The organism is Mesorhizobium sp. B4-1-1, assembly GCF_006439375.1.
In the GTDB taxonomy this organism is placed as follows: Bacteria; Pseudomonadota; Alphaproteobacteria; order Rhizobiales; family Rhizobiaceae; genus Mesorhizobium.
Genome location: NZ_VFTH01000018.1, coordinates 124095 through 136907, shown reverse-complemented (window position 1 = coordinate 136907; position 12813 = coordinate 124095). Strand labels below are relative to the sequence as shown.

Annotated in this window: 12 protein-coding genes and 1 tRNA gene; 5 read left to right on the top strand and 8 right to left on the bottom strand. The window is 64.0% G+C overall.

Going from position 1 to position 12813, the window contains the following annotated elements; genetic code table 11:
• Window positions 1–27: 27 nt before the first annotated feature.
• The 4 genes from FJW10_RS23270 to FJW10_RS23255 all read right to left on the bottom strand — a co-directional run bounded on the left by FJW10_RS23270 (window position 28) and on the right by FJW10_RS23255 (window position 4626).
• A complete protein-coding gene (locus FJW10_RS23270) occupies window positions 28–1581 on the bottom strand; it encodes a M81 family metallopeptidase (RefSeq protein WP_140901793.1) in 1554 nt (517 codons plus the stop codon).
• 24 nt (window positions 1582–1605) lie between these two features.
• Window positions 1606–2430: a carbohydrate ABC transporter permease gene (locus tag FJW10_RS23265; protein ID WP_140901792.1), complete on the bottom strand. Its 825-nt coding sequence runs from the start codon at window positions 2428–2430 to the stop codon at window positions 1606–1608.
• Window positions 2427–3296, bottom strand: coding sequence for a sugar ABC transporter permease (locus FJW10_RS23260; RefSeq protein ID WP_140832658.1), 870 nt, complete (start codon window positions 3294–3296; stop codon window positions 2427–2429). The genes FJW10_RS23265 and FJW10_RS23260 overlap by 4 nt, the downstream gene beginning before the upstream one ends.
• Before the next feature lie 100 nt (window positions 3297–3396).
• Window positions 3397–4626: a sugar ABC transporter substrate-binding protein gene (locus tag FJW10_RS23255; protein ID WP_140901791.1), complete on the bottom strand. Its 1230-nt coding sequence runs from the start codon at window positions 4624–4626 to the stop codon at window positions 3397–3399.
• Window positions 4627–4797: 171 nt separating this feature from the next.
• On the opposite strand from FJW10_RS23255, the gene FJW10_RS23250 reads away from it, so the two are divergent.
• Genes FJW10_RS23250 through FJW10_RS23240 form a run of 3 tightly spaced genes read left to right on the top strand, consistent with a single transcriptional unit; the run spans window position 4798 to window position 7529 of the window.
• On the top strand, window positions 4798–5568 hold the full coding sequence (locus FJW10_RS23250) for an SDR family oxidoreductase (RefSeq protein WP_246674353.1): 771 nt from the start codon (window positions 4798–4800) through the stop codon (window positions 5566–5568).
• A 2-nt stretch (window positions 5569–5570) separates the two neighbouring features.
• A complete protein-coding gene (gene ugpC, locus FJW10_RS23245; RefSeq protein WP_140901789.1) occupies window positions 5571–6638 on the top strand; it encodes a sn-glycerol-3-phosphate ABC transporter ATP-binding protein UgpC in 1068 nt (355 codons plus the stop codon).
• A 9-nt stretch (window positions 6639–6647) separates the two neighbouring features.
• Window positions 6648–7529 (top strand): MurR/RpiR family transcriptional regulator, encoded by an 882-nt coding sequence (locus FJW10_RS23240; protein WP_140901788.1) that lies wholly within the window; start codon window positions 6648–6650, stop codon window positions 7527–7529.
• Between the two features lie 32 nt (window positions 7530–7561).
• On the opposite strand, the gene FJW10_RS23235 is transcribed toward FJW10_RS23240, so the two are convergent.
• Window positions 7562–7873 carry a DUF167 family protein gene (locus FJW10_RS23235; RefSeq protein WP_140901787.1) on the bottom strand — a complete coding sequence of 104 codons (312 nt, stop codon included), beginning with the start codon at window positions 7871–7873 and terminating at the stop codon, window positions 7562–7564.
• Window positions 7873–8172, bottom strand: a complete 300-nt coding sequence (locus FJW10_RS23230) for a YggT family protein (RefSeq protein ID WP_042645595.1) — start codon at window positions 8170–8172, stop codon at window positions 7873–7875. The genes FJW10_RS23235 and FJW10_RS23230 overlap by 1 nt, the downstream gene beginning before the upstream one ends.
• 166 nt (window positions 8173–8338) lie before the next feature.
• On the opposite strand from FJW10_RS23230, the gene FJW10_RS23225 reads away from it, so the two are divergent.
• A tRNA-Ala gene (locus tag FJW10_RS23225) sits at window positions 8339–8414 on the top strand.
• Between the two features lie 180 nt (window positions 8415–8594).
• Window positions 8595–9038: a hypothetical protein gene (locus FJW10_RS23220; protein WP_128257963.1), complete on the top strand. Its 444-nt coding sequence runs from the start codon at window positions 8595–8597 to the stop codon at window positions 9036–9038.
• A gap of 116 nt (window positions 9039–9154) precedes the next feature.
• Here FJW10_RS23220 and FJW10_RS23215 read toward each other — a convergent pair whose 3' ends face one another.
• Together FJW10_RS23215 and FJW10_RS23210 are read right to left on the bottom strand one after the other, a co-directional pair.
• On the bottom strand, window positions 9155–9490 hold the full coding sequence (locus FJW10_RS23215; protein ID WP_140901786.1) for a hypothetical protein: 336 nt from the start codon (window positions 9488–9490) through the stop codon (window positions 9155–9157).
• A gap of 215 nt (window positions 9491–9705) precedes the next feature.
• Window positions 9706–12738, bottom strand: a complete 3033-nt coding sequence (locus tag FJW10_RS23210; RefSeq protein ID WP_181177633.1) for an AsmA family protein — start codon at window positions 12736–12738, stop codon at window positions 9706–9708.
• Window positions 12739–12813 lie beyond the last annotated feature (75 nt).

The window sequence follows — 12813 nt, the reverse complement described above, 5'->3', positions numbered from 1 at the left end:
GCGCGTCGCTTCGCTCCTTGCTCCGCCCTAGAATGACGAAGGGCGGGTCGGCGGGACAGCGCCCCCCTCTGGCTTGCCGGGCATCTCTCCCACAAGGGGGGAGATTGGCAGTTTCCACGGATCCGCCACCCTCGGCCAGACCGGCCTCGTCAGCTTCCTGTAATCCGTCTTCGCCGGGTTGCTCGGATAGGAACTCGGTGCCGCTACGTAGATGATCTCGGCGGCGATCGGCGCGAAGCCGGCATAGAAATGGTTGGTCGACTTGATCAGCAGGATGTCTTTCGCCAGCGGATCGATGCCGATGTTGGAGAAGATGTCCGGCTCGAAGGTCTGGGTGCGGTTGGTGTTCAAGATGATTTCGACCTCGGTGCCTTCGATGCGCACCACCGCCGATGGCCCCAGCGTCACCCGGCTCGGGCCGAAGCTTTGCCAGCCCTCATTGGTGGTCTTCAGCACCGTGACGCGGGCGTCGATCGGCTCGCCGGCCTGAGGACCGGCCTTGCCGCCGAAGCGCAGGTCGATGACGGCGCCTTCGCCGGCCGCGTGGCAGAAGGTGACCGCGATCGGATCCCAGATCGTCGCCACGCCGACCTTGTTCACGCCGCGCTCAAGCAGCTCGCGCAGCACGATGGTGCCGTCGCCCGGCACGCCGCCGCCCGGATTGTCCCAGATGTCGGCGATCACCGCCGGCTTGTCCTCGCGCTCGGCCCGCACAGCCAGCGCCTGCTCTATGCCTGCCGAGGCGGAAAGCATCGTCATCGCCGTCTTTTCGCGCAAGGCGTAGAGCTCGCGCCCGAGGGTTTCCGCCAAAGCATCGCCCTTTTCCTTGTCGTTATCGGTGACGACCAGGATGCGGGTGCCCATTTCCGGCACGTCGGCCGCCATGAAGCCGTGGATGACCGAGACCGACAGCACGCCGTTCTTGCCATGCAGCGCCTTGATCCTGTCGACGAAGGAGCGCATCGGCTCGCGGCTGGTCGGCAGCACCTGGATCATGCGGCAGTCGAAGGTCGAGATCACCGGCTTGATCTCGCCGCGCGCCGCGGCAAGGCCGAGCTCGACGACGTGCTCGCCGCGCTCGTAGAAATCGGTGTGCGGGAATTCGAGGAAATAGGCCATGACATTGCAGGCCGCGACGCGTTTCGGCGTCAGGTGGCTATGCGGATCGAACTCGGAGGCGATCACCACCTTTGGGCCGACGATGGCGCGCACCCGTTCCAGCAGATCGCCTTCACAATCGTCATAGCCTTGCGCGACCATGGCGCCATGCAGGCCGAGGATCACCGCATCGACCGGCAGCGCGGCCTTGAGCTGATCGAGGATCTCGTCGCGCAGCGCCTCATAGGTCTGCCGCTGCACGAGGCCGCCGGGCTCCGCCCAGGTGGCGGTGCCTTCGATGACGGTCAACCCTTCCTTGGCCGCGCGTTTGCGCAAAGCCACGATCGGCGAGGAGCAGAGCGTCGGCGTCTCCGGGTGCTTGCCCGGACCGGCATAGAAGGCCATCTCGAACGAGGCCCGGTCGGTCGGCACTGGCGAGAAGGTGTTGGTTTCCGTCGCCAGCGAGGCGGTGAAGATGCGCATGAACGCTCCGTAGCGGAATATCGGCTATTTGACGGCGCCGAGCGCCAGTCCGCGGACCAGATAGCGCTGCAGCCAGATGAAGAGGATCGCCACCGGCAGTGTCGCCAGCAGCGTGGCCGCCATGACATGGTGCCACTCGATCGTATAGCGGCCGGCGACCAGCGAGAAAACCTGGATCGGCAGCGTGTAGCTTTCCTGGCTGCGCAGCATGGTGAGCGCGACGACGAACTCGTTCCAGGCGTTGATGAAGGTGAAGATCGCCGTCACGGCGATCGCCGGCAGGCAGAGCGGCAGGAAGACCTTGCGCAGCGTCAGCCAGCGGCCGGCGCCTTCCATCCAGGCCGCCTCCTCGAGGTCGCGCGGAATGGTGTCGAAATAGCTCTGCAGCATCCACACCGTGAAGGCGACGTTGAAGGCCATGTAGATGAAGCCGAGCGCGGTGGTCGATTCGACCAGGCCCCAGGCGGCCATCAGCCGGAACAGGCCGAGCACCAGCACGATCGGCGAGATCATCTGCGAGATCAAAAGGAACTGGCGGAACGCGCCATAGCCGGCAAAACGAAAGCGCGACATCGCATAGGCCGCTGGCACCGAGATCAGAATGGCACCGATGGTCGCCAGCGCCGAGACATAGAGCGAGTTGATGAGGGCCTGGCCGAAGCCGGTCGCCACCCACATGTCTGCGAAATTCGACCAGCGGAATTCGCTCGGCCACCAAGTGGGGGTGAGCACCTCCGTGCGCGGCTTGACGGCGGTGAGGAACATCACGGCGAAGGGAAAGATCGTCACCACGATCAATGGCAAAAGCAGCAGCCATGCGATCATGGTGCGTTTCAGCTTGCTGGTCATGCGCGCTGCTCCCGCATGGCAAGCCGCACATAGATCATGGTGAAGACGAGCAGGATCGCGAACATCACCAGCGACACCGCCGAGGCTTCGCCCAGCTTACCGATGCGGAAGGCGAGCTTGTAGAGATGCGTGACCAATATATCGGTCGAGTTCGCCGGCCCCCCTTGAGTCATCACCCAGATGATCGGGAAGGAGTTGAACACGTAGATGGTGTTGAGCACGGTCGCGATGTTGATGAAGGGTTTCAAGAGCGGAAACGTGATCTCGCGGAACTGCTGGAAAGGCGTGGCGCCCTCGAGTGCCGCGGCCTCATAGAGATCGTCGGGGATCGAGGACAGGCCGCCGAGGAAGATTGTGGTGGTGAAGGGTACCGTCACCAATATGCCGATCAGCACCTGCATCGGGAAGGCGGTCTCGGCGCTCGCCAGCCACTGGATGTTCTGGCTGATCAGGCCGAGCTTCATCAGCGCCGAGTTCAACATGCCGCTCTCGCCGCTGAGCGCCCAGCGCCAGACCACGGCGGTCATGGTCAGCGACACCGCCCAGGGCAGCATGATGATGACACGGGCAAGGCCGCGGCCATAAAAATCCATGTTGAGGATCATCGCCACCGGGATCGACAGAAGCAGCGCGCCGCCGACCACCAGCACGGTCCACAGCCCGGTGCGCCAGAGCGCCGCGACGAAATCCGGATCGGCGAACAACTCGGCGAAGTTGGCGAAACCGCTGAACTCGCGCAACTGGCCGAAGCGGTTGACGTCATGCGTCGAGATCTGCAGCAGGTCCCAGACCGGCCAGAAGATCACCACCGCCGCCAAGAGCAGGCTGGGGAGCGTCAGCAGATAGGGCAGGATCCGGCTTTGCATCGGCTGGATGGCACCGTGTTGCAGTGAATATGACTTGCCGGGGAGGTGTGGCGCGCTCCGACGGGGTGGAGCGCGCCACGGGGCGCAGGGAGATACGCCCTTATTTCTTCTTCAGCACGGCGTCGGCCTTGGCCGCCGCGTCCTTCAGGCCGGCCTCGGGGTCGCCGCCGAGATAGATCTTCTGCATGGCGTCCGAGGTGATCTGGGCGATCTCTTCCCAGCCCGGGATGACCGGCGCGAAGCGGGCGTCGGGCAGAAGCGCGGTAAAGGCGGCGAGGTCGGCGTTGTTGACGTAATAGTCCATCTTCGCCTCTTCCTTGTTCACCGGCAGGAAGCCCTCGCCTTGCGTGAACTTGGCGCGCTGCTCCTTGGTGAACAGGAAGTCGAGCAGCTTCCAGGCCTCGTCCTTGTTCTTGGAATTCTTGAACATGATGATGCTATCGGTGACGCCATAGGTGCCGCGCGCGCCGGTCGGACCGGCCGGAATGGCGGCGACGCCGTATTTCAGGCTCGGAGCTTCTTCCTTGATCTGGTTGGACAGGAACGGCGCGGTGATCATCATGCCGACCTTGCCCTGCTTGAACAGGTTCTGCACGTCCTCGCGATTGTTGGAGGTCACGCCCGGCTCCGTCAGGCCCTCGTCGATCATCGACTTGTAGAGCTTGGCGGCTTCGAGCGCGCCGGGTGTGCTCAGGCCGGACGTGCCGTCCTTGTTGAGGATCTCGGTGCCCTGCGACCACATCGCATAGTAGTAATAGACGTCTGTCTCGATCTCCTTGCCCTGCAGGCCGAAGCCGAAAGCGCCTTGAGCCTTGATCTTGCGGGCATCTTCCTGCAACTCGGCCCAGGTTGCCGGCGGCTTGGCGATACCGGCTTTCTCGAACAGCTCCTTGTTGTAATACATGGCGCGCGCGGAAGCCGCGATCGGCAGGCCGTAGGTCTTGCCGTCCATGATCGAGGGCTGCAGGAAGGTGTCGATGAAGCGGTCCTTGAACTCGGGCTTGATGTAGCTGTCGAGCGGCTCGGCGACATCCTGCTGGACGAAGTCGATCAGCCAGCGCGTGCCGATGATCGAAAGGTCGGCATTGGTGCCGGCGGTGATGTCGGTGGTGAGCTTCTGCAGCAGCACATCCCACGGCACCACTTCATACTTGATGGTGATGCCCGGATTGGCCGCCTCGAATTCCTTCTTCACTTCCTCGAAATAAGGGCCGGTCTTGGCGCTGTATTCGGCGACGGTGACGCGCACCTCGCCGGCACCGGCAGGTGCTGCAAAAGCCAGCATGCTCATTCCGGCCAACAGGCCGACAGTCCATTTCGCAAGGCTCATCTGATTTCTCCCATTGATGCACGTTGGCGCCTGGCCCTTATGAGCGCAGGATTTATGTTACTTTCCTACATTATCCATCATTCTGCGCCATGCAAGCGGATTATCATGTTGCTTAATTACATTTGCCTGGATAGCCTGCCGGCTTAAAATGAGGGTGGAGGAATGCGCAACGTGGGTTCGAAAGCCGAGTTCGAAGGCAAGACAATTGTCGTCACCGGCGCCGGCGGCGGCCTCGGTTCGGCGATCGTCGAGCTCATGGCGGAGCGCGGCGCGCGAATCGTCGGCTGCGACCAGTCGACGGAAGCGCTGGCCAGCCCGCATATCGCGTCGCGCCATGTCTTCAACCTGCTCGACCGGGCCTCGATCGAAGCGGCGATCCCCGCGCTACTCGACAAGGACGGCGTTCCCGACATCCTGATCAACAATGCCGGCTGGACGCGCGCCGAGACCTTGAAGGCGCTGACGACGGACAAAATCGAGCAGGAGCTCGACCTCAATTTGACCGGCGTGATGACTTTCGCCGATCCGCTGATCAAGGCGATGGCCGGGCGCGGTTCGGGCAGCGTCGTCTTCATCTCCTCGGTCAACGCCATCGCGCATTTCGGCAATCCGGCCTATGCCGCGGCCAAGGCCGGCATCAACGCCTATGCCAAATCGGTCGCCGTCGAGCTCGGCCGCAGCGGGTTGCGGGCCAATGTCGTATGCCCGGGGTCGATCCGCACCGCCGCCTGGGACCATCGCCTGGCCAAGGACCCCGAGATCCTCGGCCGGCTGCAGCGGCTCTATCCGCTCGGCCGCATCGTCAACGCGTCGGAAGTGGCCGAAGCCGTCGCCTTCCTTGCCTCCGAGCGCGCCTCCGGCATAACAGGTGCCGTGGTGCCCGTGGACGCCGGACTGACGGCCGGCTACCTGCCTTTCATCGACGACATATTGGGAGCGTGACCATGACCGACGTCCAGTTCCGCAACCTGTCGAAATCCTTCGGCCAGCACAAAATCCTCGAGGACATCAACCTCGACATCCGGACCGGCGAGTTCGTCGTGCTGGTCGGCCCGTCCGGCTGTGGCAAGTCCACCCTGCTGCGCATGCTGGCGGGGCTGGAGGCGATTACCTCCGGCGACCTCGTCATCGGCGGCACGCGCGCCAACGAGCTGCCGCCGCAGAAGCGCAACATCGCCATGGTGTTCCAGTCCTACGCGCTGTTCCCGCATCTGAAGGCTGCGGAAAATATCGGTTTCGGCCCAAAAATCCGCGGCGAGAACCGCGCCGCGATCGACGACAAGGTCAAGAAGGCGTCGGGCGTGCTCAACCTCTTCTCCTATCTCGACCGCTATCCAAGGCAATTGTCGGGCGGCCAGCGCCAGCGCGTCGCCATGGGCCGCGCCATCGTGCGCGAGCCTTCGGTCTTCCTCTTCGACGAGCCGCTTTCCAATCTTGACGCGCAATTGCGCGTGCAGATGCGCACCGAGATCAAGGCGCTGCACCAGCGGCTGAAATCGACCATCGTCTACGTCACCCACGACCAGATCGAGGCGATGACCATGGCCGACCGCATCGTCGTGATGGATCGCGGCCGCATCCAGCAGGTCGGCCAGCCGCTGGAGCTCTACGACAGGCCGGCCAACAAATTCGTCGCCGGCTTCATCGGCTCGCCCTCGATGAGCTTCGTCTCCGGCGCGCTGAAGACGGCCGGAGCCAAGTCCTGGTTTGAAACGACGAGCGGCGGCCGCCTGGCGCTCTCGGGCGAGGCAGCTTCCGGCGGCGACACGGTCGAGGCCGGCATCAGGCCCGAGCATTTCGTGGTTGGCGCCGGCGACGATGCCATCGCCATCAAGGTCGATGTCGTCGAGCCGACCGGGTCGGAAACCCATGTCTACGGCTCGGTCGGCGGCGACGCGGTGCGTGCGGTGTTCCGCGACCGGCTGCAGGTAAGGCCGGGCGACCGGCTGCCGGTGAGCGTCGACCCGCGTAACATCCACCTCTTCGACAAGGCGACGGGCCTACCGCTCTGAGATGATGACATGAAGACCCCGGCCGACATCATCACCCGCCTGCAACTGATGTCGCAGGACGGCACCAAGTCGGATCGCCGGCTAGCCGGGCTGGTGCTTTCCGACCTCGATTTCGCCTCCAAGGCCGCGATCTCGGAGATTGCCGCGCGCGTCGGGGTCAGCGAACCGACCGTCACCCGCTTCTGCCGCAATCTCGGCTGCGAGGGCCTGCGCGATTTCAAGTTCTACCTGGCGCAGGCGATCGCCATCGGCGGCCAGTATCTGTCGCCGGAGCCGCTCAGCCGCGACGCGCGCGAGCAGCGCATCGCCTCGGCGATAACCGAGGCGGCGATCGCCGCCATCCAGCGCGCCAGCGAAAACCTCGACATGACGACGCTGATGGATGTCGCCGCCCGCATCGCCGCTTCCGGCAACGTGCTGTGCATCGGCTCGGGCGGCATTTCCTCAATGATGGCGACCGAGATGCAGAACCGGCTGTTCCGGCTTGGGCTTTCGGCGCTCGCCCAGATCGACGGCCAGTTGCAGCGCATGTTTGCCGCGGTGGCGACGCCCGAGACGACGCTGGTCGCCTTCTCGGTGTCGGGCTATGCGCGCTCGGTGATCGAGGCGGTCGAGGTGGCGCAGCAATATGGCGCCGCCACCGTCGCCATCACCGCGCCGGACTCCGCGCTGGCAAAAGCCGCCGACACGGTCATCCTTCTGCAGTCCGTCGAGGACGGCAACATCTACAAGCCGACCTCGTCGCGCTACGCGCTTTTGGCGATCCTCGACATGATCGCCACCACGGTCGCGGAATCGCGCGGACCGAAAGTGCTGGAGAACCTGCGCCGCATCAAGCAGAGCGTGAACACGCTGAAAGTGGACGATCCGAAGCTGCCGCTGGGGGATTGAGAACCGACAGGCTGCATCAACTCAAACCTGGATTATCCCGAAAGAGCCTTAACGCTCTCCGCTAACGCGATCGGTTCACCCACTATCCGCAGCGTCTTCAGCCGCGAGGTGCCGCCGGCAACCACCGAAACGCCCGACGCCGGAACACCCAGCGCCTTGGCCAGCATCCGTTCCAGCGCTTGATTGGCGGCGCCGTTCTCCGGCACGGCGCGCACGCGCGCCTTGAGATGACCGCGTCCGTCGGCGGCGGTCTCGACGCCGTCGATCCGGTCGAGGGCCGCCTTCGGCGTCAGCCGCACGTAAAGGTCGATGCCGTTCTCGCGCAGCCGGAACGGCGTGCTCATCAGCCGCCGGCCACGACCCAGGACCAGACGGTGGTGACCAGAAACTGCCGGATGAAGAAAAGGATCAGAAGCAGGATGATCGGCGAAATATCGATGCCGCCAAGATCGGGCATGAAGCGGCGGATCGGGCGCAAGGCCGGCTCGGTCAGCCGGTAGAGCATGTTGCCGACGGAACCGACGAACTGATTGCGCGAATTGACGACGTTGAAGGCGTAGAGCCACGAAAAGATCGCCGAGGCAATGATGATCCACCAGTAGATATCAAGCGCCATGACGATTGTCTGAATAAGGGCGATCATGCCGGTCTCCAAATTGTCGCCGACATGTAGCCATTGCTTGGCGTGCGGGCAAGGCCCGCGGGCTTGGCGAGCGGGCAAGGCCCGCCCGCCACTGCGCTTGTGGCCGGCCCGGTCTTTCGCCTTGACATCAAACGGCCGCGACCGATACAAGCCCATCCGCTGGAACGGGGCTGTAGCTCAGCTGGGAGAGCGCATCGTTCGCAATGATGAGGTCAGGGGTTCGATCCCCCTCAGCTCCACCAGCCAGCGCAAGCATTTGCGCTCGTCGGCTTTCGCCTCCTCCTCACTCAGAATTTTGTGACCGCCGGATTTCAGGCCGCGTGCTTGGAACCAATAGCGGGGCAAGACGGTTCAGCTATACTTTTGAAGCTGACATGCCCCGGCCGGCTGGGTAAGCGGCGATGCTTTGAGGAGTTCCCACCATGCAGATTTCGTCCAGGTTCCGTTCCGTCGCGGTCGCGGCAATCGCCGCCGCCGGCGTGAGCATTGCCAGCGCCGCGCATGCCGACAGCGGCACGATCCGCTTCTCCGTCTACAAGGCGGCCTTCTTCATCGGCGGTTCCGGCGGCGAGGGCACGTTGACCTTCCATGGCAAACGCTATCCGATCTCGATCGGCGGCGTCTCGGGCGGCCTCGCCTTCGGCGCGTCCAAGACCTATTTTCAGGGCAGGGTGCGCCACATCCGGCGGGCCAGCGATGTGACGGGCGTCTACGGCGCGGCCGGCGGCGGCGGCGCGCTCGGCAGAGGCGCCCAGGTGATCGTCATGACCAACGACAAGGGCGCCCAGCTCGAGCTCACCGGCAGGCAGGTCGGCCTGCAAGTCAATGCCGATCTCAGCGGCATCAGCATCGCGCTGAAGCGGTAGGAGCCGCAGCTTCCCGCTCTTCGTGGACGGGCCGGCAAAGGCGCAGCCTGGGCGCCGAATGCCGGCCACTGCGGGCGAAGCAGCAGGCAGGCCGCTTGGCTACGGCCTGAGGGGCCTCAATCGTCCCAATCATCCCAATTGTCTTCGTCCTGCGGCGGGTAGTTTGGAACAACCCGGATAATCGGCCGCGGACGCTGATAGCGCCAGTAATACTCGTCCGGCGGCTGCGGCTCATAGGTGCGGTAAGCGGGCCGGTCGTAGTGGTGACGCCTCCAGTATTTGTGCTTCTTGTGCGGCCGCACACAATAACCATCCTCGGTCAGATAAGCGCATGTGACACGCGCCTCCTGTAGCAGGCCATTTCTGGCCGGCACGCCAATCATCGGAGCCGCCTGGACCACAGGCATCACCGCCAGCATGGTTCCGGCAAGGGCAAGAACGGATAATTTCATCGGCCTCTCCAATCTCTCCAGATTAAGCCCGGAAGAACGTCCTGATTGGGGGCGATTTGCGGCGGCCGGGATCACTTTGATTTTCGGCCGCACATATGAGCGTTAGATGATGGATCGCGCCGGCATGGCCGAAGGCCGCCTTCAAGCTTGAGGTCACGAGGGCGGCCACCGTCTTTCGCACCATCCCGCGCGGGGGCCACCCTATAAGGATAACGCTAGTTAGCCAGCTGATCGAGAAGCGTGTTTATTTCCCCTTTCTTTGGAGCTTCGGGCGAAAAAGGGGCGGCTTGCGCGTCAACCGGGGTGGGTTCGGCCGCCGGCGCGGCGGTCTCGGCTTCGGTCTTGCCACTGGTATCCGAACTCGCCGGCGGCGGCGTCGCGTTTTCCGTATTGCCGTTGTCGGGCGCAACGGGTGCTTCCGGAGCGGGGGACGGGGTTTTGGGCCGGGGCGCGGCGTTGCGCAGAAGATCGCCGATCAGATCAGCCGCTCCCTTGCCGTCGCCGTTCGAGCCGATTTGGCCCGGGATCAGCTTGTCGAGCTTCAGTTTTCCGGTTGGCAGTCCAAGGCGGCTCAACATGTCCAGCGCGCCCTGCGGGTCGTTCGCCAATGCGCTCAGGTCCGGATAGGCCCGGGGCGCGAACAGCGGGCCTTGGACCACGACCGGCACCCCGATGCCGTTCACGGCGACGTCGCCTCCCTGTCCGGCAAGCGAAGCGACGACGCGGGGATTGAGGCGGATGTCGAGCGTCTGGTCGGCGAGGTCTATCCTGCCCGAGCCGTCCATTCGCACCAGCGGACCCAGCAGGCTGATGTCCGTCGTCTGAGCGACGCCGTTCTCGATTACAAAAGAGGCGCCGAGCTCGGTGAACGTCGTTTTCTTGGTCTGATCCTGCTTGAAGCCGCCGGCGAGCAGCCCGACCAAGTTGTTGTAGACCTCCGCTATGTCGATGCCGCGGAAGGCGCCGTCGCTGAATTTTGCCGCCGCCTTGCCGCCGAGGGATCGGGCAAGCGATTTGGTGGTCTTTCCCGCGCCTGAGACCGCGACCGTCGCATTGAGCGTGCCTTCGATGCGGTCGAAACCAGCCGCGTCACGGAGCAAGGGCGCCGCGGCCGCGCCGGCGATCGCAGTGTTCAGGTCCAAGGAAGCGGCGTCCTGGGAGCCGTCGGCCGTCATGTCCGCGGCGATCGTGCCGCCGTAGAAGGGGCTTTGCGGCACGTTCAGGTGAGCCTTCCCATCCGCCACCGTCAAGCTGGTCGCCACCGGCCCGGCAAAGACCTTTCCATAGCCGAGCTTGTCGGCCTGGATATCCACCTTGGCATCAAGTCCCTTGAGGAAAGAGAGATCGATCGACGCGTCGGTTGCCGCGCCCGGCTTCTGCTTGCCGCCGGCGGTGGCTCCGCCGCTGCCGGCGAGCGCCGCAAAGTCAAGCGTCGCGAAATTGAGCGACGTCCGGATTGCGAGAGGCTCTCCCAGTTTCACCGAGCCCTGTCCCGACGCCTTGACGCCGTTCAGAGCGATGGTGGCCTTCCGGAAGGAGAATTGCTCCGGGCCGGCATCGACATCGCCCTTGAAGGCAAAGTCCTGCAGACTGCGGGAAGCGCCTTGCCCCAACCATTGCATCAGCTTGTCGACCGAGGGCGAGGTGGCGGAGACCTGACCCTTGAACGTGCCGCCAACCCCGACAGCGCCGCTTATGCTGCCTTCGAGGTATTTGGAGGAAACCGAAAGGCTGATCGGGCCGGACGCGTCGGCAACGGAGCCGCCGGCCAGAAAGGACGCGGGCGCGACATGGGACTTGAACGCCACGGGCTGCCCCCGCCAGACGAGCTTGCCCGTCACATCGACCGGCTTGCCGACATCGCGAACCTTCGCGTCAAGGTCGAGCTCGGTGATGTCGCCCGCCGTCCGGGCTTCGACAAGCGCCGCAAGCGGAAGCTTGCCTTGCCTGATCCCAATCGTTCCCTGCAGATTGGCGCTGCTGCGTATGCGCTCGGCGGAAAGGCCGCGAAAAGCGAACCCCATGTCGACGGTCAGCTTGCCCGACAACGGCACGGATTGTCCGGCAAGCTTCGCTATAGAGCCGATGTCCAGCCCTGAACTCGCAATATTGCCCTGTACGGTCGGCGGTGTTTCACCGACATTCGTCGAGGCTGTCGCTGTGAGGTTTCCGGCATCCAGGCCTAAGTGTCCCAGCTTTGCCTCGAGATGCCCGTCACGCAGCGTCGCGGCGAGCTGGACGTCGGAAGCGCGTATCTTGCCGCTGACCAGTTCATCGACTGCAACGCTGATGTCCGCGTCGAAAGCCGACAGCATGGCGAGGTCGGGTTCGCCGGAGCCGGCCGAAGCCTTGCTCCCGCTCGAACCGCCCTTGCCGATATCGCTCAAGAAGTCGATATCGACGCGCTTTGCCGCCAGGTCGGCGAAGAAGTGGTGCCGCGCGCCGGGCTGAAAGAGCGCGTCCATCTGGAAGCTCTGGTCGCCGATCTCGAACTTTCCGCCCCTGATCTGATAACTGCCGTTCCCGTTGAGCTGGATCTCTCCACTGGCCTCCAGTGAAGAGAATTTGGCAACCGGTGCCGGCTCCAGCCGCGCCTCGATGGCGATTTGGGCCGGCAGCCGTTTCAGGATAGGCCTCAAGGCGGAAAGGCTCCCGCTCATTTCGACGCGGCGGCCGCCGCTGGTACCGGCCAATGAAAACGAGACCTCCCGGTCGAGGTCCGGAACCCTCAGATCGGCGTCGATTGCCGTCACCTTGGCGGCATTGCCGGTCGACCCGCCTGAGGCAATGGTGCCGTTCGTTATCGTCACTTGGTTGATGGCCAGCCGCTCGAGTGTGCCGACAACAGCCGCGAACGGATCGGCCTGAACATCCTTCGGTTCCGCGGGTGATGCCGCATTCGCCGAAGCCTTGAGCGCGATTGTCGGATCCGCCAGCGCGACAGACTGTATCTCAAGCTTTTTCGACCATAGCGACGACAGCGTTATCGACGTCGAGAACCGTGGAGCGGATATCGCGATGTCGCCCGTGCCGGTCGAGAGCGAGATGTCGTCCGCGACCACCGCCAGCCTGGGCAGCAGCGACAGTCTGACAGGTCCGTCCAGCCGAATGGTCATTCCGGTCGCGGATGACAGTTGCCGGCTCAGTTCGGCACGAACCCAGTCGGTTGAAACAAGCGCGGGCAAAACGAAAAGCAGCCCGACGACAAGAACGACAGCTACGGTGAGTGCGGCGACGATTTTTCTCACATCGACCAGCCTAAATAATCGGAAGAATCAGTATCGTTGAGCATACATGCTTCCGGCGCCCGACTGAATCCTGCC